Source organism: Streptomyces sp. NPDC059788, assembly GCF_042732265.1.
Lineage (GTDB): Bacteria > Actinomycetota > Actinomycetes > Streptomycetales > Streptomycetaceae > Streptomyces.
The window spans coordinates 1-17,950 of sequence record NZ_JBHWHY010000052.1 but is presented as its reverse complement, the minus strand read 5'-3'; the positions used below and the strand labels follow the sequence as shown (position 1 = coordinate 17,950).

Sequence of the window (17,950 nt, the reverse complement as noted above, 5' to 3'; positions counted from 1 at the left end):
CGTCCGCAACCCGGTCGGGGGAATGACGGGTGCCGGAGGATCGCCCGGACGGCGGGGGTGCGGGCGCGGTGCGAGACTGCGGTAGGAGGTGATCACGATGGCCGGGGAAGCCTTTGCGGATGCCTACCCGGGAGCCGAGGGCCACGGGATGCTCGAAGCGCTGCTGGAGCAGGCCCAGCGCGCGGCACCGACGGACCTGCCCGACCTGGTGAACCGGCACGCCGCTGCCCTCGGCCTGCGCCACGTCGGCATCTATCTGGTCGACATCCAGCAGCGGCAGCTGTGCCCGTTGGGCGTGGGGCGGCATGCGCTGTCCGTGGACTCCTCCCTCGCCGGATGGACGTACCGCACGCTGGCCATGCGGGTGGAGGACGTGGACGCCCCGGAGGGCGGCATCCGGGTCTGGCTGCCGCTGGTCGACGGGGTGGAACGGCTTGGCGTGCTGGAAGCGCGCACCGACTCGCTGGACGGTGAGCGGCTGCGGCGCTGCCGTACGCTGGCGGCGCTGCTGGCGCCCATCATCACCTCGAAACGGGCCTACAGCGACACGTTCGTACGGCAGGCCCGTACGCAGCCGATGCAGCTGCCCGCGGAAATGGTGCGGGCCTTCCTGCCGCCGCGCACGATCGGCAACGAGCAGGCGGTGTCCACCGCGGTGCTGGAACCGGCGTACGAGCTGGGGGGCGACGCGTTCGACCACTCCATGACGCGGAGCACGCTGCACGCCGCCATCATCGACTCCATGGGCCACGACCTGGCCGCCGGACTGGCCACCTCCGTCGCCCTGGCCGGCTGCCGCAGCGGGCGGCGCGCCGGCGCGGACCTGCGCGAGACGGCGGAGACCGTCGACCAGGCGCTGTGCCAGTGGCTGCCCGACCGGTTCGCGACCGGCGTCTTCCTGCAGCTCGACCTCAGCGACGGCCGGCTGCGCTGGGTCAACTGCGGCCACCCGCCGCCGCTGCTCATCCGGCGGCACGCCGTCCTCGACCGCGCGCTGGAGCGGCCCGGTCAGCTGCCGCTGGGCCTGCCCGGAGCGCTGAGCCCCGAACCGCGTACCGTCCACGTCGCGGACCTGGAGCCGGGCGACCGGGTGCTGCTCTACACGGACGGTGTGACCGAGGCGCGGGACTCCCGCGGCGCGCTGTTCGGGCTGGACCGTTTCACGGACACGATCATCCGGGCCACGGCGGGCGGCGAGCTGGCCTTCGAGACGCTGCGCCGCCTGATCCACTTCATCGTCGACGACCAGGGCAACGAGCTGCGCGACGACGCCACGCTGCTGCTGGTGGAGTGGCTCCCGGGGCCGTGGGGGCCGGGCGGGGAGATTCCCGCCGCGTGACGGCGTGGGCCGGGCGCCCGCCCCCGGCGCCCCGCCCAACGAGGCGCCCCGCCCGACGAGGCACCCCCAACGAGGCACCCCCAACGAGGCGGCCCCCACCCGGCGCCTCCAGGACTCCGGCCCGCCCCCAGGCCCCGAACGGCCCCTCAGGCCACCTGCGGCATGACCTCCGAAGCGATCAGCTCCATCTGGTCGAGGTCGGTCAGGTCGAGCATCTGCAGGTAGGTCCGCCGGGAGCCGACGGCTGCGAAGCGGCCGAGGCGTTCGACGACCTCGGCGGGGGAGCCGGCCAGGCCGTTGGCCTTCAGCTCGTCGACCTCGCGGCCGATGGCGTCCGCGCGGCGCTTGACCTCCGCGTCGTTCCTGCCGACGCAGGCGACCAGGGCGTTGGAGTAGACGAGGTCGTCGGCGTCGCGGCCGCGCTGCTCGGCTGCCGCCCGTACCCGCTTGAACTGCTGCTCGGTGTCGTCCAACGAGGCGAAGGGGATGTTGAACTCGTCCGCGTACTCGGCGGCGAGGGCGGGGGTGCGCTTGGCGCCGTGCCCGCCGATGAGGACCGGCACCTTCGGCTGGGCCGGCTTCGGCAGCGCGGGCGAGTCCGCCAGCTGGTAGAACTTCCCGTCGAAGCCGAAGCGTTCGCCGGCGGGCGTCTTCCACAGTCCGGTGATGATGGCCAGCTGTTCCTCCAGACGGCCGAACTTCTCCTTGGGGAAGGGGATGCCGTACGCCTTGTGCTCGTCCTCGTACCAGCCGGAGCCCAGGCCGAAGTCGATCCGGCCGCCCGACATCTGGTCGACCTGGGCGACCTGGATGGCCAGCACGCCGGGGAGGCGGAAGGTACCGGCGGTCATCAGGGTGCCGAGGCGGATGCTGGTGGTCTCCCGGGCCAGGCCGGCCAGGGTGATCCAGGCGTCCGTCGGGCCGGGCAGCCCGTCGGTGTTGCCCATGTGCAGGTAGTGGTCGGAGCGGAAGAAGGCGCCGTAGTTCAGGTCTTCGGCGGCTCGTGCGACGCGGAGAAGGGTGTCGTAGGTGGCCCCCTGCTGGGGCTCGGTGAAGATCCGGAGTTCCATGCCGTCCATCTTGCCCTGTGCGCGCCGGGGGCCTGCCACAGGCACGGCCACGGGCCGGGTGCCGCCCCCCGGCCCTCGCCGCCCGCTCCCACCTGCGAAATCATTTTGTCGGGAACGTCGGTATCAGGCGATACTCGTACGCGTGTTCCTGACGATAACCACCACCGGCAGCGCCGAGCGGCCCGCGACCGACCTCGGGTTCCTGCTGCACAAGCACCCCGGCAAGGCGCAGGCGTTCTCGACGTCGCACGGCACGGCCCATGTGTTCTACCCCCAGGCGGGCGACGACCGGTGCACGGCCGCGCTGCTCCTGGAGGTGGACCCGGTCGCGCTGGTGCGGCGCGCCCGGGGCAAGGGCCGGGGCGGCGGCCCCGACTCGGCACTCGCGCAGTACGTCAACGACCGTCCGTACGCGGCCTCTTCGCTGCTGGCCGTGGCGCTGAGCACGGTCTTCGCGAGCGCGATGAAGGGGCAGTGCAAGGCGCGTCCGGAGCTGCCCGCGCGGCCGCTGCCGCTGCACGTCGCCCTGCCCGCGGTGCCGGCGCGCGGCGGTGCCGACCTGGTGCGCCGGTTGTTCGAGCCGCTGGGGTGGACGGTGCGGGCCGAGCCGGTGCCGCTGGACGCGACGTTCCCGGAGTGGGGCGACTCGCGCTACGTACGCCTCGACCTGGAGGGCGAGCACACGGTCGCCGACGCGCTGCGGCACCTGTACGTGCTGCTGCCGGTGCTGGACGACGCCAAGCACTACTGGGTCTCGCCCGACGAGGTCGACAAGCTGCTGCGGGCCGGCGAGGGCTGGCTTGCGGACCACCCCGAGCAGGAGCTGATCGCCGGCCGTTATCTCGCGCGCCGCCGGTCGCTGACGCGCGACGCGCTGGAGCGGCTGGAGCTGGCCCGGCTGGCGGAGACGGACGACGCGGACGTCGAGGAGATCGACAACGCGGTGGAGGAGTCGGCCGACACCGAGGAGCGGCCGGTGCCGCTCGCCGTGCGGCGGCGTGCCGCGATCCTCGGCGCGCTGCGGGACGTACGGGCGGCGCGGGTGCTCGATCTGGGCTGCGGTCAGGGGCAGCTGCTGGGGGAGCTGCTCAAGGAGCCGCAGTTCACCGACATCGTCGGGATGGACGTGTCGATGCGTGCGCTCCAGGAGGCGCGGCGCAGACTGCGGCTGGACCGGATGTCCGAGCGGCAGGCCGAGCGGGTGCGTCTGGCGCAGGGCTCGCTGGCGTACACCGACGCCCGGCTGAAGGGGTACGACGCGGCGGTGCTGAGCGAGGTCGTCGAGCATGTCGACCCGCCGCGGCTGTCCGCGCTGGAGTACGCGGTGTTCGGCGCGGCGCGGCCGCGCACGGTCGTCGTCACGACGCCGAACGTCGAGTACAACGTGCGCTGGGAGTCGCTGCCCGCCGGGCACGTACGGCACCGTGACCACCGTTTCGAGTGGACGCGGGCCCAGTTCCGGGCGTGGGCCGGGGAAGTGGCACAGCGGCACGGGTACGAGGTGGAGTTCCGGCCCGTGGGCCCGGACGACCCCGAGGTGGGGCCGCCGACCCAGCTCGCGCTCTTCCGCCAGGAGGAGCCCGCCCCGCCCCGTACACCCACTCACACGAAGGAGGCCCGGGCATGACCGGCTCCACCCCCGGCCGCCGCTCCCTGGGCGTGCCCGACCTGTGCCTGGTGGTGCTCGTCGGCGCCACCGGCTCCGGCAAGTCGACGTTCGCCGCTCGGCACTTCAAGCCCACCGAGGTGCTCTCCTCGGACTTCTGCCGCGGGCTGGTCAGCGACGACGAGAACGACCAGAGCGCCAGCGGCGATGCCTTCGACGTCCTGCACTACATCGCGGGCAAGCGGCTCGCGGCCGGCCGCCGGACCGTCGTCGACGCCACCAACGTGCAGCCCGAGGCGCGCGCCCAGCTGGTGAAGCTGGCCCGTGAGCACGATGTGCTGCCGGTGGCCGTCGTCCTGGACCTGCCCGAGGAGGTGTGCGCGGAACGCAACGCGGCCCGCGCCGACCGGGCCGGGCTGCCGCGCCGCGTCATCCAGCGGCACCAGCGCGAACTGCGGCGCTCGCTGCGGCACCTGGAGCGCGAGGGCTTCCGCAAGGTGCACGTGCTCAAGGGCGTGGAGCAGGTCGAAGCGGCGGAGATCGTCACCGAGCGCCGCTTCAACGACCTGCGGCACCTGACCGGGCCGTTCGACATCGTCGGCGACATCCACGGCTGCCGCTCGGAGCTGGAGACGCTGCTCGGGCGGCTGGGGTACGAGGTCGGGCACGACGCGCTCGGGCGTGCCGTGGACGCGCGGCACCCGCAGGGCCGTACCGCGGTCTTCGTCGGCGACCTGGTGGACCGCGGCCCGGACAGCCCCGGTGTGCTGCGCCTGGTGATGGGCATGGTCGCCGCCGGGCACGCGCTGTGCGTCCCGGGCAACCACGAGAACAAGCTCGGCCGCTACCTCAAGGGCCGCAAGGTGCAGCACAGCCACGGGCTCGCCGAGACCGTCGCGCAGCTGGAGCGGGAGGACGAGGCGTTCCGCGGCGAGGTCGGCGCGTTCATCGAGGGCCTGGTCAGCCACTATGTGCTGGACGGCGGGGCGCTGGTGGTCTGCCACGCCGGGCTGCCGGAGAAGTACCACGGGCGCACGTCCGGCCGGGTGCGGTCGTTCGCGCTGTACGGCGACACGACCGGCGAGACGGACGAGTTCGGGCTGCCGGTGCGCTACCCGTGGGCCGAGGAGTACCGGGGCCGGGCCGCCGTGGTCTACGGGCACACCCCGGCGCCGCGCGCGAGCTGGCTGAACAACACCATCTGCCTGGACACCGGCTGTGTCTTCGGCGGCCGGATGACGGCGCTGCGCTGGCCGGAGCGGGAACTGGTCGACGTACCGGCCGAGCGGGTCTGGTACGAGCCGGCCAAGCCGCTGGCCACCGAGGCGCCGGGCGGTGCCGACGGGCGCCCGCTGGACCTGGGCGACGTCGCCGGGCGGCGGGTCGTGGAGACCCGCCACATGGGCCGGGTAGCCGTCAAGGAGGAGAACGCGGCGGCGGCCCTGGAGGTGATGAGCCGGTTCGCGGCCGATCCGCGTCTGCTGCCGTATCTGCCGCCGACGATGGCGCCCTGCGCGACGTCGAAGGAGGACGGTTACCTGGAGCATCCGGCCGAGGCGTTCGCGTCGTACCGGGCGGACGGCGTACGGGAGGTCGTGTGCGAGGAGAAGCACATGGGTTCGCGGGCCGTGGTGCTGGTGTGCCGCGACGAGGCGGTGGCGCGGGAGCGGTTCGGCGCGGGGGAGGGTGTGAGCGGCGCGGTCTGCACGCGGACCGGACGGCCGTTCTTCGACGACCCGGCCGTCACCGAGCAGGTGCTGAAGTCCGTACGGGACGCCGTGGAAAGCGCGGGCCTGTGGGCGGAGTTGGCCGATCCGGCTGCTGACGGTTCGGGGCACTGGCTGCTGCTGGACGCGGAGCTGCTGCCGTGGTCGCTGAAGGCGTCCGGGCTGCTGCGCGGGCAGTACGCGGCGGTCGGCGCGGCGTCCGGCGCGGCCTTCCCCGGGGCGCTGGACGCGCTGGAGGCGGCTGCCGCCCGTGGCGTGGAGGTGCCGGACCTGCTGGCGCGACAGCGGGAACGGGCCGCGGACGCCGCCGCGTTCACCGAGGCGTACCGGCGCTACTGCTGGCCGGTCGACGGCCTGGACGGCGTGCGGCTGGCACCGTTCCAGATCCTGGCCGCGCCGGGCCGCAGCCTGGCCGCCGTACCGCACGACGAGCAGCTGGCCTGGCTGGACCGGCTCGTCGAACACGACGGCACGGGCCTGCTGCGGCGCACCGGCCGCCTGCTCGTCGACACGGAGGACGAAGCGTCGGTCGCGGCGGGCGTGCGGTGGTGGCTCGACCTGACCGCCGCGGGCGGCGAGGGCATGGTCGTCAAGCCGCTGGGCGCGTTGGTGCGCAAGGGCGACGGGCGGCTGGTGCAGCCGGGCGTCAAGTGCCGCGGCAGGGAATACCTGCGGATCATCTACGGTCCGGAGTACACCCGCCCGGAGAACCTGGAGCGGCTGCGCGTCCGGCACCTGGGCCACAAGCGCTCCCTGGCGCTGCGGGAGTACGCGCTCGGTCTGGAGGCGCTGGACCGCCTGGCCGAAGGCGAGCCTCTGTGGCGGGTGCACGAGGCGGTCTTCGCCGTCCTGGCGCTGGAGTCGGAGCCGGTGGACCCGCGGCTGTAGCGGTCGGCTTGCGGCGGTCGCGGCCCGGTCGGCTATGGCCGGGCCGCCGCCACCGGGTGTGTGACTGTGCGCCCGCTGCGGTAGGACCGCCGGTAGTCGATGGGCGGTACGCCGACCGCCCGTGTGAAGTGGCGGCGCAGGTTGGCCGCCGTGCCCAGGCCGCACTGTTCCGCGACGCGGTCCACCGGCAGGTCGGTGTTCTCCAGCAACTCGCGGGCGCGCGCTATGCGTTGGGTTTGCAGCCACTGCATGGGCGTCGTCCCCGTCGCCGCGTGGAAGCGGCGGACGAGGGTGCGCGCGCTGGTGTTGGCGCGGTCGGCGAGACCGGCCACGGTCAGCGGCTCGTCGAGATGCTCGCCGGCCCAGTGCAGGAGCGGCGCCAGCGAGTCGTCCGTACGGGGCGGCAGCGGCGTCTCGATGAACTGGGCCTGGCCGCCGGGGCGGTGTGCGGGGGCGACGAGCTGGCGGGCGAGGGTGTTCGCGGCCTGAGTGCCGAAGTCCTCGCGCACCAGGTGCAGGCAGACGTCGATGGCCGCGGTCGAACCGGCGCCGGTCAGTACGTCGCCGTGGTCGACGTACAGGACCGACGGATCGACGGTGACCGCGGGGTGGCGCTCGGCGAGCAGCGCCGCGTACATCCAGTGGGTGGTGGCGGTCCGCCCGTCCAGCAGGCCGGTCGCGGCGAGGGTGAAGGCGCCCGAGCACAGGGAGACGAGGCGGGCGCCGCGGGCGTGCGCGGTGCGCAGGGCCTCGGTCAGCTCCGGCGGCGGGTCGCCGTGCACATCCGCGGCGGCCGGTACGAGGACGGTGTCGGCGGTGATCAGTTCTTCGGGGCCGCAGGGGGCGTGGGTGCTGAACCAGGAGCGGGCCAGGGCGGGCGCGCCGTTCGTGCCGATCGCGCAGAGCCGCAGGTCGTACCAGTCGGCGGGGGTCTCGGGCCGGTCGGTGCCGAAGATGTGGCAGGGGATGGCCAGCTCGAAGAAGGGCAGTCCGTCGGTGACGGCGATGGCCAGGGAAGGCATGGCAGTAATGTAGCGGATGCTGTCAGTCCTGCCACTCGTGGCGGGGTGCGGGGGCCGCGATGCTTGATCCGCATGATGATTCCGCTCTCTTCCCGCCGGGGGCGCGGTGTGCCCGCCGCCCGTGCCGGCGCCCCGTGTCCGCCGGCGGACGGGACGCCCGGTCCGGCTCCCGACCGGCCCCCGGTGCCCGCCCCCGTCCGCACGTCGGCCCCTGCCTCCGCGCCCGACCCGCGCCGCTGGCTGGTGCTCGCCATCGCCTCCGCCGCGCAGTTCCTCGCCGTGCTCGACATGATCGCGGTCACCATCGCGTTCCCCGCGATCAGCCGGGACTTCGGGACCGCGTCCCCGGCCGCGCTCTCCTGGGTGCTCACCGCCTACACCGTCGTGCTCGCCGCGCTGCTCGTCCCGGGCGGGCGGCTCGCCGACGCGGTGGGCCGCCGGCGCGGTTTCCTCGTCGGCATGGTCCTCTTCGGGCTGGCGTCGGCGGCCTGCGGTGCGGCGCCCACCCTGGCCACCCTGATCGCCGCCCGGGTCGCGCAGGGCGCGGCGGCGGCCGTGCTGATCCCCACGTCGCTCTCGCTCGCGCTGCCCGCCTTCCCGGCCCGTGAGCGGGCCACCGCCGTCGGTGTCTGGACGGCGGTCAGCGCGGTCGCCGCCAGTTCCGGGCCGGTCGTCGGCGGGCTGCTGGCCGCCTCCGACTGGCGGTGGATCTTCCTGGTCAATGTGCCGGTCGTGGTCGCGGCGGTGGCCGCGGGCCTACGGTTCCTGCCGCGCGCGGCGGCGCACACCGGACGGGAGCGGTGGCAGGGGCTGGACCCGCTCGGCACGGCGCTGGTCCTGGTCTGCATCGGGGCGCTGGTGACCGCCTGCGCCATGGCTCCGCAGTGGGGCTACACCGCTCCCGGCACCCTCGGCTGCCTCGCCGCCGGGGTTCTCGCGGGCGTGCTGTGCGCCGTGCACATGCGCCGTGCCGCGGAGCCGGTGGTGCACCCGGGCCTCTTCCGTACGCCCGGCTTCACCGCCGCCACCCTCGGCCTGCTCGCCTACTTCGTCGCCTACGCGGCCACCACGCTCGGCTCCACCCTGCTGTTCACCGACGTGTGGCACTACCCGGTCCAGCAGGCGGGTCTCGCCCTCGCGCCCTGGCCGCTGACGGTGCTGGTCGTCTCGTCGGTCTCCGGGCGGCTCGTACGGGCCGTGGGGGAGCGGCCGGCGGCCCTGGCGGGGGCGCTGTGCTTCGTCGCCGTACCCGTGTGGTGGCTGGTCGCCGGCCCGGCCGACGGCTCGCACTACGCCACCGCGCACCTGCCGGGTCTGATCCTCGCGGGGATCGGCACCGGGCTCTACCAGCCGGTCATGTTCGCGGCGGCCGGGCGGCTGCCCGCGGCGCGGCTGTCGCTCGGCTCGGGGGTGCTGATGGTGTCCCGGCAGGGCGGTACGGCCCTGGGGGTGGCCGCGCTGGTCGCCGTCACCGGCGGTCAACGGCACGTGAAAGCGGCGGAGTTGACGCACGGCTGGTATCTCATCGCGGTGACGGCGGCCCTCGCGGTGGGTGCCGCCGCGGTGCTGCCCGCGCGCGGCCGGGTGGAGTGAGGCACAGGTGTTCGGTGAGGTCAAAAGGCGTGTGTGTGGGCGCAGTTGAGGTCAGAGAAAGCGTTGACGTGGCCTGATCGCAACCCTAATCTTCTGTAACTCAACCGAGCGCAGCTCGATCAATTTGCGCAAGAACCCCGCCTGTAGCGAAAGAAATCAGAGACAAGCCCATTTCTCCGCCACGCTGAGGAACCGGGTCGGGGCCCTGGGGCGACCACATGCACAGAGGCGGACCGTCCGCCGTGCCACGGGCGCCCGGGGGCCGGGGTGAGCGAACCAGCGGGGGGAGGGGGCGGATGAGTCTCTTCGAGGACGGCAGGCCCTTCTTGAGGGCGCTGCCGGCGCAGGACCGGCGGGCGCTGCTCGCGCTCGGCCGGGGCCGCAGCTACGCGCCGGGCGAGGTCGTCCTCAGGGAGCACGACACCACCACCTTCGTCGTGGCCATCGTCAACGGCTGGGCCAGCGTCTCCCTGGAGACCGAGCGGGGAGTGCGGCTGATCCTCGCACTGCGCGGCAGCGGCGAGGTCGTCGGCGATCAGGCCGCCGTCGACCACCGCCCGCGCAGCGCCACGGTCACCGCCCTCGGCCCGGTGGACGGGGTGGTCGTCCCCGGCGACCGGTTCCGCGGCTACCTCGCGGCGCGGCCCGTCGCCACCGTACTGATCATGCGTCAGTTCAGTTCCCGGCTGCGCAGTTCGGACGGTGAACGGCGGTCCCTGGCCTCGGAGAAGGTGCTCCAGCGGCTCGCCGCGCGGCTGGTGGAACTGGCCGAGCGCACCGGACACCCCGGGTCGGGAGGCGTGGACGTCGACCTGCCGCTGCCGCAGCACGACCTGGCGGCCGCCGTCGGCTCCACCCGCGAGGCGGTGGCCAAGGCACTGCGCCTGCTGCGCGAGCAGGGCGTCGTGCAGACCGGGCCCAGGCGGCTGGCCGTGCTCGACCTCGCGCTGCTGCGCCTGCTCGCCGAGGGCAGAGCGTTCGGCGGGCGCGCGGCGGGCGATCCCGCGTCCGTACGTCCGGAGGAATCCCCGCCGGCTGTGTAAACGGCTACAGCCGCACCTTCCCGCCCCGGCCATGCTGCTTCATGTCGGCACGATCCAGGAGGTCCAGTGAGCACGGAAGCCTTGCACCGACTCGTCGTCAACGGAGACGTCTGCGGATCCGGACGGCTCGGGCTGCGTGCCAAGCTGCGGATGCGCGAGGCCATGTACGACGTCTTCGAGGCGGGCTTCACCGCCGCGGGAGTCGCCGAGACCTCCTTCCGCATGGAGGACCGCGGAGACGGCGTGCTCGTCGCGCTCGCCCCCGACGTGCCGTCCGCCAAGCTGGTCGGCCCCTGGCTCGAAGGGGTCTACCAGCAGCTGCGGCAGATCAACGAGGGGCGCTCGGAGCCGCTGCGGATGCGCGTCGCCATGCACGCGGGCCCGGTCGCCCAGGACGCCAGAGGGCTGGCCGGGCGCGCCGTGGACCTAGCCTGCCGGCTGTGCGACAGCGGAACCGCCCGTCAGGTCATGCAACTGGCCGACCGGGCACCGCTGTTGTGCGTCGTGTCCGATTCGCTCTACCACGACGTCGTGGCGGAAGGCGGCACCTGCATCGAGCCCGAGCACTACGGGCGGGCGCGGGTGTCGGAGAAGGAGACGGACGAGGAGGCGTGGTTCCACGTCCCCCGGCTGCCGTTCCCGCCCCTTCCCGCCGGGACGTCCCACGAGGCACCGCCGTCCGCGGCGGTGCCGGCGCGGGACCGGCCGTGCGCGACGGGGGTGCGCGCGGCCCAGGGCCCGGCGCCGGAGCAGGGCGGCGGGGCGGGGCATGGGGGTACGGCCCCGCCGCCCGCTTCCGGCGCCGTACCGGCCGCCGGTACGGCCCCGGGGCCCGCGCCGGAACCCGCCGCGTACACCAGCAAGTACCACTTCGGCCACATCGGCGGCGGCAACCAGATCTTCGACGGCAACACCTTCGGCGGGGAGTTCACCGGCATCCGCCAGGCGGGCGCCGCACCGGAGCCGCCCGCCGCGGCCGAACCCGCCGCGGCCGAACCCGGCCCGGCCACGGACGACGACGCCCGGCGGACCGGCACCGGACCGGAAGGCGGCAGCCGGTGACCGACGTGGACGAAGCGGCCGCGCCCGCCGGCGAACCGCCACCGGAGCGGCCCGACGGCAGGGCGGGCGGCCGCGAGGACGACGCGAAGGCGGCCAAGGACGGCCGGCCCGACGGCCCCGAACAGCCCGAGGAGAAGCCGCGCCTGGACGCCCCCAGGGGCAGCCCGCTGGGCGGCGCGGGAGAGGCGGGCGGCGCCCGCACGGCCCGCGAGGCGCGCACCAACCTGCACATCGAGGGCGACAACCAGATCTACGACGGCAACACCTTCTACCAGACCCAGATCCGGGTCGGCACCGACGACGTCTTCGTCGACGGACCGGTGCCCGACGAGGAGCTGGAGCACCTGGGCCGGGTCTACTGCCGGGCCCCTGGCTACGACGCGATGAAGACCCGGCTGGAACGCACGCACCTGCTGGCGCTCTGCGGCGAGCACGGCACCGGTCGTACCTCGACGGGCCTGGCCCTCCTCCGGGACGTGGCCGCCGGGGTGTCCCGACTGGACCCGGCCACCGCGCTCGGCAGCGTCGACAGGGAGAAGTTCGACGCCGGCCGCGGCTATCTGCTCGAACTGCCCGCCGAGGACGCCGGTGCCGTACCGGCCGCGTCCGCGGAAACCGGCAAGGACGGCGGCAACGGGCGTCACGCCACCGGCCCCCGGCCCTCCGACCTGCACCTGGACCGGCTGAGCGCCCTGCTCGCCGACCGCGGCGCGTACGGCGTCCTCGTCGTGGGCGGCGGCGACTTCGCCGACCGGCTGGTGCGCGGGCGCTACGGCGTGCTGTGCGTGCCCCCGCCCGCCGACGACGTCCTCGAACGGCACGTCGCCGATCTGCTCGCCGCCGCCCCCGGGCCGCTGCTGGAACGCGCCCGCACCAACGCGGCCCGCCCCGACGTGAGGCAGGCGCTGGGCCTGGACGAACTGCGGCCGGGCGAGGCGGCGCGGCTCGCCGGGCATCTCGCCGCGCACGCCAAGGGCGAAGCCGACGACGCCCAACTGCTGCGTGAGTGCCGTGGGTTCGCGCCACGCCAGGCGCAGGAGTGGCTGGCCGGGGCCGACCGGCCCGGCACCCTGCCCGAGGCGCTGCCCGCACTGCGCGCCGCGGCGCTGCGGCTGTCGCTCGCGGTCTTCAACGGCTCGGCGGAGAGCCTGGTGACCGAGGCGGGCGAACTGCTCGCCTGGGAGCTGGCGGTCACCCTCGACCCCCAGCACGCCCCGGGCCGCCCGCTGTTCACCGCGCAGACCTCGGCCCGGCTGGCCGCCGCGCGCGCCGTACCGGACCAGGGCGAGGAGGATTTGGGTGAGGCCACCATCCCCGTACGGGTGACGCGGTTCCAGGGGCGCCGGCTGGCCACCGCCGTGCTGTTCGAGGCGTGGGACGGCTACCACAACGTACGCGGCCCGCTGACCCGCTGGCTGCGGTCCCTCTGCGACGACCAGCGGCCCCAGATGTGGGTGCGCGCCGCGATGGTCGCGGGCGAGCTGTGCGCCCGCGACTACCTGTACGGCTTCTCCGAGCTGCTGCTGCCGCTGGCCCGTGCCGACAGCCCGGTGCAGCAGATGGCCGCCGCCACCGCCCTCGCCGCGACGGCCCGCAACGAGCGGGTGCAGCCCGCCGTGCGCGGCCTGCTGCGCGACTGGGGGCGCGGCGACGACCGGTCCGCGTGCGAGACCGCGGCCTTCGCCCACGGCTACGGCGTGGCGGCGGGCTCGGTCGCCGGTTCCCTGGACGAACTGGCCCGTATCGGCTGCCGGGAGGAAGGCGGAAAACCGGCCGACGCCGCCTCGTACAGCGTCGCGCGGCTGCTGGCGGGACCCGAGCCGGACGTGGTGCTCCGGCGGCTGGCGCGCTGGCTCGGCGACCGGCAGCAGAACCGGCAGAACCTCGCGCTGGTGGTGGTGCTGCGCGCGCTGTCCACCCGGACCTCCCACCTGTGGGGGCTCCAGGACAGCCCCGTCCTGGAGTCGTACGGCTCCTGGCCGTTGGCCGCGGCGCTCGTCGCGGCCCACCCCGAGCGGGCGCCCTGGGTGGCGGACCTGGTGCACGAGACGCTCAACACGGCGCGGGCGGGTGCCGCGGCGCAGGAGGAGATGGGCCGCTGGATGCGGCGGGCGGCCAAGGACGAGCGGCAGCTCGACGTGCTCTGCGCGTTCCTGCCGCGGCTGGTGGAGGGGCGGCGGGACCGGGACCGGTTGCTGCTGCTGGTCGTCCGGCTGGAGCGGGACAGTGACGAACCGCTCGCCCCCCGGGCGGCCGCGCGGATGCGGGCGGTGCTGGAAGGAGAGGGACGACGATGACGCAAGACGGCCGAAACGGCGCGCAGCCCGGCCACGGGCCGGGAGCGGGCGTGCCGGCAGGCCACGGCCAGGGGCCCGGGGCGGCGGTGCTGGGGCCGCTGGTGCAGGAGTACGAGTCGACCGGCCGCTTCCGGCGGCCCAGTATGCAGGTGGCCGCGGTCCTGCGGTACGACAACGGCGGCTACAGCGTGATGTGGCCGGACCGCCGCGAGGACGTCAACAAGCCGCTGTTCAGAGGGCCGTTCCGGGTCATGGAGGTGCGCATGGGCTGGCACCTGACCGAGTTCCGCACCGAACTGCCCGCGGCGGGCGACGCGGAGTCCTTCCGCGCGTCGGTGGAGGTGCGCTGGCGCGTCGTGGACGCCTACGCGGCGGTCTGCGCCAACGTCTGGAACCTTGCCGAGCACTTCTCCCCGGTCCTGCTCAAGGCCCTGCGCGGGGTGACCAGGCGCTACCGCATCAGCGAGGCGGAACGGGCCGACCGGGCGGTGGAGGGCGAACTGGCGGAGCTGCGGCTCGGCGACGAATTCGGCCTGGAGACCGACGTGTTCGTACGGATCGACCTGAGCGAACGCGGGATCAGCGCGGAGCGGCAGCGCACCGACATCGACCACGAGGGCGACATCGCGCGCCGGCAGCACGCGGAAGAGCTGAAGAAGGAACGGCGGGAACAGGAATTGACCCGGATGAAGGCCGCCGAGCTCCAGGAGGTGCTCAGCGGCAGCGACGACAGCCGGATCGCGTGGTTCATGGCGCGCGACAAGGCGCACGCCTGGGACATCCACCAGGCCATCCTCAAGGAGCGCCGGGAGGAGCGGGCCCTGTCGATCGAGACGGTGTTCCGGTTCGTCGACGGCGGCCTGATCGAGCGCCACGACCTCAACGACCAGACCCTGGCCGCCATCGACTTCCTGCGGTCGACGACGAGCGGAGTGGTGGGACGGGCGGCCGACTCCTTCCTGGAGCGGCCGCACCGCCGTGAGCTGGAGGACGGCGAACACCGCGCCGGACGCGAACGGTCCGGCGGACGGCAGCGGATGGACTGGGCGCGGGAACCCGATCCGGACGACGGGTCCGCGCGTGACCACGGGTCAGACCGCGAGCCCGCCCACGACGACCGCGATCACGAACCGGAGCCCGGACGTGCCCGGCCCGGACGCGACGGCGGATACGACGACGGGCACGACGGACCGTACGACGACGACCCGTACGCCGGGAACGACCGCGGCCGCGTCTACGAGCCCGACCGCGTCCAGCCCGCCGCCGAACGCGACGACTACCGCAGCGACCGGAGCGGCGACTTCCGCGACGGCCGCAACGGCGACCGGTACGACGACCGGTACGAGGACCGGTACGACTCCGGCCACGACGCCCTCCGCGACGCCCGCCGGGACGACGCCCGCGACGACCACCGGGACGGCCGCGCGCCGCGCCGGGCCCGGGGACTGGAATGGGGAGAGGAATGACCACCAGCGCTCCGCCCGCCCCCGCACCCGCGCCCGCGACCGCCCGCGGCACCGGGACCTGCCGTTGCGCCGGCGCCGGACCGGCCCCCGGCACGGGCCCCGACTTCGTGGCCGAGCGCCTGCTGAAGGTCGTACGCGAAGAGATCAGCCGCGCCGACACCAAGGCGTCCTTCATGATGACCTGCGCCACGGCGGCGCTGGTCCTGCTCTTCGGCCGGGACGGCCAGCTCCTGGCGCTGCCCGCCGGGCGCGCCGCCCTGCTACTCGCCGGCACCGTGCTGTGGACGCTGGGCATCGCCATGTTCGTGGCGGCGGTGCTGCCCCGCACCCGCACCTCCGGGGACAGCCACCTGACCTTCTTCCCCCTGCTGACCGGCGGAGCGTCCGCCGAGGTCCTGCTGCCCCGGGTCGCCCTCGCGGGACGGGACACCGGGCTGTGGGCCGTCGAACAGGCCTGCGCCCTCGGCCGCATCCTCGGCGCCAAGTACCGCTGGCTGCGCTGGGGCGTCGGCTGCCTGGCCGCCGGCGGCTGCTGCGCACTGGCCGGAGGACTGTGGTGAACGCGATGCACAGAACCGGACAGGCGGCCCCGCGCACCCGGCGGGGGTCGCGCCGCGCCGTCGTCGCGGCCCTCACCGCGCTCTGCGCGGCCGTGCCGCTCGGCCCGCCGCCCGCGTGGGCGGTCCCCACGCCCACCGCCCCCGCCGGGGGCCCCGCCCCCGTCGACTTCTCCGTCGTCGTGGACGCCTCGGCCAGCATCGGCAAGGAGGCGCTGGCCCGGGAGGCCGAAGCCGCCGCGCTGATCGGCCAGGGCGAGATCTCCGACCGGTCCCGGGCCGGCGTCATCGGCTTCGGCAGCGCCGAGAAGGAGGGGCAGCAGCCCGTACGGGAAGTCTGCCCGCCCACCGTCGTCGACGCCGCCGGACGGCAGCGCATCAGCGACTGCGCCCGCCGCCTCACCGACCGTGAGAACACCGGCCTCGGCCCCGGCACGGACTTCCCCGCCGCGCTCACCCAGGCCCTGACCCGGCTGCGCGAGAGCGGCACGGAAGGCACGCCCAAGGTCGTCTTCCTGCTCACCGACGGCAAGCTGAACGTCGAGGACAGCCCCGCCTACGGAGCCGACAAGGCGGCCCGGCAGCAGGAGGGCGAGAAGCGGCTGCGCGAGGTCCTCGACCAGGCCCGCCGCGAACACGTACAGATCTGGCCGCTGGGCTTCGGCAAGGGCATCGACAAGAAGGCCCTCCAGCAGATGGCCGACGGCGGCTACCGCAACGGCTGCGCCGACCTGCCCGGCTCCCGGCCCCGGCCGGAGGTCGTCGACGGCGCCGCGGACGTGGACCAGGCGCTCCAGAACACCTTCGCCGCCGCCCGCTGCGCCCGCGTCGAGCAGGGCACCAGCAGCAAGCCGCCGGGCGAACTGACGGTGACCATCCCGCCGATCGCCACCGACGGCTCGATCACCGTCACCAAGCGCGACCCGCGGGTGACCGCCACCTACTTCGACCCCAAGGGCCGCGAAGTGCCCCTCCAGGGCGATTTCGACGGTTCCCGCTTCGAGGCCAGCGGTCAGGACGGGCCGGTCGAGGCCCTGCGGGTCAAGGACCCGCTGCCGGGCCAGTGGCGGGTGAAGCTGTCCGCGCCGGAGGGGCACCGGGACCAGCCCGCGACCGTACGGGCCATCTGGCAGGGCGTGCTGCACTCGTCGGTCACCCTGGAGCCGTCCGCGCCCCGGCCCGGCGAGAACGTCGTCGTACGGATGCGTCTGCAGACCCGCCGCGGCGTCGTGATCACCGATCCCGGACAGCTCGCCGGGGTACGGGCCGGCGCCCAGCTGTCCGGTGACGGCTTCGAGCCGGTGGACGTGACGCTGCGCGACGACGGCAAGGGCCCCGACGCACGGGCCGACGACGTCCTGTACGGGGCCCAGGTCACGGTGCCGAAGACGGCCACCGGCGCACTGCGGCTGGCCGGCGCGATCGCGGCGCCCGGCGTCACCGGCGACCGGCGGCCCTACGACACCCGGGTGTCCGCCGGCCCCGCGGCCCTGGTGGCCGGGGTGACGCTGGAGAGCCACGGCGTGCACCCCGGCGGCACCGTCGGCGGCAAACTGGTCGCCCGCAACAACGACAGCCGCCCGCACACGCTGCGGCTGGGCCTGGCCGACCAGTCCACGGACGCCGCGCTGCGCATCAGCCCGGCCACCGTCACCGTCGCGCCCGGCGCCCAGCAGCCGGTGCCCTTCACCGTGTCCTTCGGCTCCGGCGCCCCGCCGGGCGACGCCGGCGGCCGGATCACCGTCACCGACCGGACGGACGGCGGCCGCGAGGTCGGCTCCGCCTTCCTCACCGTCACCGTCACCCCCGCGCCCACCTGGTGGGACCGGTGGTGGTGGGCGGTCGTCGGCGGCGCCGGGCTGCTGCTCGCCGTGGCCGCCGTCGTCACGATCCGGATCTGGTACGGCGGTCAGCAGAACTCGTTGCAGGGCCTCGTCATCGAACTGCGCCGGGAGGGGCGCAGCCTGGGCAAGCTGGAGGTCCGCGGCGCCCGCACGAAGACGTTCTGCTTCGCGGTGGACAACCCGTCCTCCGAGCGGCCCGGCCTGCGCCGCCGCGACGCGCGCGCGGCGCAGGCGTACCGGCTCCAGCGCAAGGGTGACGGGCTGCGGCTGCGCGTCCCCAAGGGCGACGACCAGGCCGTGCCGCGCGGCGCGCCCGTCCGGCTCGACCACGGCCTGGAACTGTTCGTGCGCGGCGGGCGCGGGCCGGGCCGGGAGCGTGCGGGCCAGGGGCGCCGGCCGGGCACGGTGAACGGCCGGCCGGGCGCCCGCACCGGCC

General features: G+C 74.7%; 12 protein-coding genes. 10 read left to right on the top strand and 2 right to left on the bottom strand.

What is annotated here, in order from left to right:
* The first annotated feature begins 97 nt into the window (after positions 1-97).
* Positions 98-1,339 carry a PP2C family protein-serine/threonine phosphatase gene (locus tag ACFV57_RS34420; RefSeq protein ID WP_385240303.1) on the top strand — a complete coding sequence of 414 codons (1,242 nt, stop codon included), beginning with the start codon at positions 98-100 and terminating at the stop codon, positions 1,337-1,339.
* 146 nt (positions 1,340-1,485) lie between these two features.
* On the opposite strand, the gene ACFV57_RS34415 is transcribed toward ACFV57_RS34420, so the two are convergent.
* Complete coding sequence (locus tag ACFV57_RS34415) at positions 1,486-2,409, bottom strand: LLM class F420-dependent oxidoreductase (protein WP_385240300.1); 924 nt, start codon at positions 2,407-2,409, stop codon at positions 1,486-1,488.
* A gap of 142 nt (positions 2,410-2,551) precedes the next feature.
* Between ACFV57_RS34415 and ACFV57_RS34410 the strand changes: the two genes are divergently transcribed.
* Together ACFV57_RS34410 and ACFV57_RS34405 are read left to right on the top strand one after the other, a co-directional pair.
* Positions 2,552-4,036, top strand: coding sequence for a 3' terminal RNA ribose 2'-O-methyltransferase Hen1 (locus ACFV57_RS34410; RefSeq protein WP_385240298.1), 1,485 nt, complete (start codon positions 2,552-2,554; stop codon positions 4,034-4,036).
* Complete coding sequence (locus tag ACFV57_RS34405) at positions 4,033-6,630, top strand: polynucleotide kinase-phosphatase (RefSeq protein ID WP_385240295.1); 2,598 nt, start codon at positions 4,033-4,035, stop codon at positions 6,628-6,630. The genes ACFV57_RS34410 and ACFV57_RS34405 overlap by 4 nt, the downstream gene beginning before the upstream one ends.
* Before the next feature lie 32 nt (positions 6,631-6,662).
* On the opposite strand, the gene ACFV57_RS34400 is transcribed toward ACFV57_RS34405, so the two are convergent.
* A complete protein-coding gene (locus tag ACFV57_RS34400; RefSeq protein WP_385240292.1) occupies positions 6,663-7,652 on the bottom strand; it encodes a helix-turn-helix domain-containing protein in 990 nt (329 codons plus the stop codon).
* 183 nt (positions 7,653-7,835) lie between these two features.
* On the opposite strand from ACFV57_RS34400, the gene ACFV57_RS34395 reads away from it, so the two are divergent.
* The 7 genes from ACFV57_RS34395 to ACFV57_RS34365 all read left to right on the top strand — a co-directional run.
* Positions 7,836-9,245, top strand: coding sequence for an MFS transporter (locus tag ACFV57_RS34395; RefSeq protein WP_385240290.1), 1,410 nt, complete (start codon positions 7,836-7,838; stop codon positions 9,243-9,245).
* Between the two features lie 296 nt (positions 9,246-9,541).
* Positions 9,542-10,288: a Crp/Fnr family transcriptional regulator gene (locus tag ACFV57_RS34390; protein ID WP_385240287.1), complete on the top strand. Its 747-nt coding sequence runs from the start codon at positions 9,542-9,544 to the stop codon at positions 10,286-10,288.
* Positions 10,289-10,354: 66 nt separating this feature from the next.
* A complete protein-coding gene (locus ACFV57_RS34385) occupies positions 10,355-11,350 on the top strand; it encodes a hypothetical protein (protein WP_385240284.1) in 996 nt (331 codons plus the stop codon).
* Entirely contained in the window at positions 11,347-13,647 is a 2,301-nt protein-coding gene (locus ACFV57_RS34380; RefSeq protein ID WP_385240282.1) for a hypothetical protein, read from the top strand. The genes ACFV57_RS34385 and ACFV57_RS34380 overlap by 4 nt, the downstream gene beginning before the upstream one ends.
* Positions 13,644-15,113 (top strand): hypothetical protein, encoded by a 1,470-nt coding sequence (locus ACFV57_RS34375; protein WP_385240279.1) that lies wholly within the window; start codon positions 13,644-13,646, stop codon positions 15,111-15,113. The genes ACFV57_RS34380 and ACFV57_RS34375 overlap by 4 nt, the downstream gene beginning before the upstream one ends.
* On the top strand, positions 15,110-15,673 hold the full coding sequence (locus tag ACFV57_RS34370) for a Pycsar system effector family protein (protein ID WP_385240276.1): 564 nt from the start codon (positions 15,110-15,112) through the stop codon (positions 15,671-15,673). The genes ACFV57_RS34375 and ACFV57_RS34370 overlap by 4 nt, the downstream gene beginning before the upstream one ends.
* 5 nt (positions 15,674-15,678) lie before the next feature.
* Positions 15,679-17,950, top strand: a 2,272-nt coding sequence (locus ACFV57_RS34365) for a VWA domain-containing protein (RefSeq protein WP_385240273.1), incomplete at its 3' end; no start/stop codon positions are given.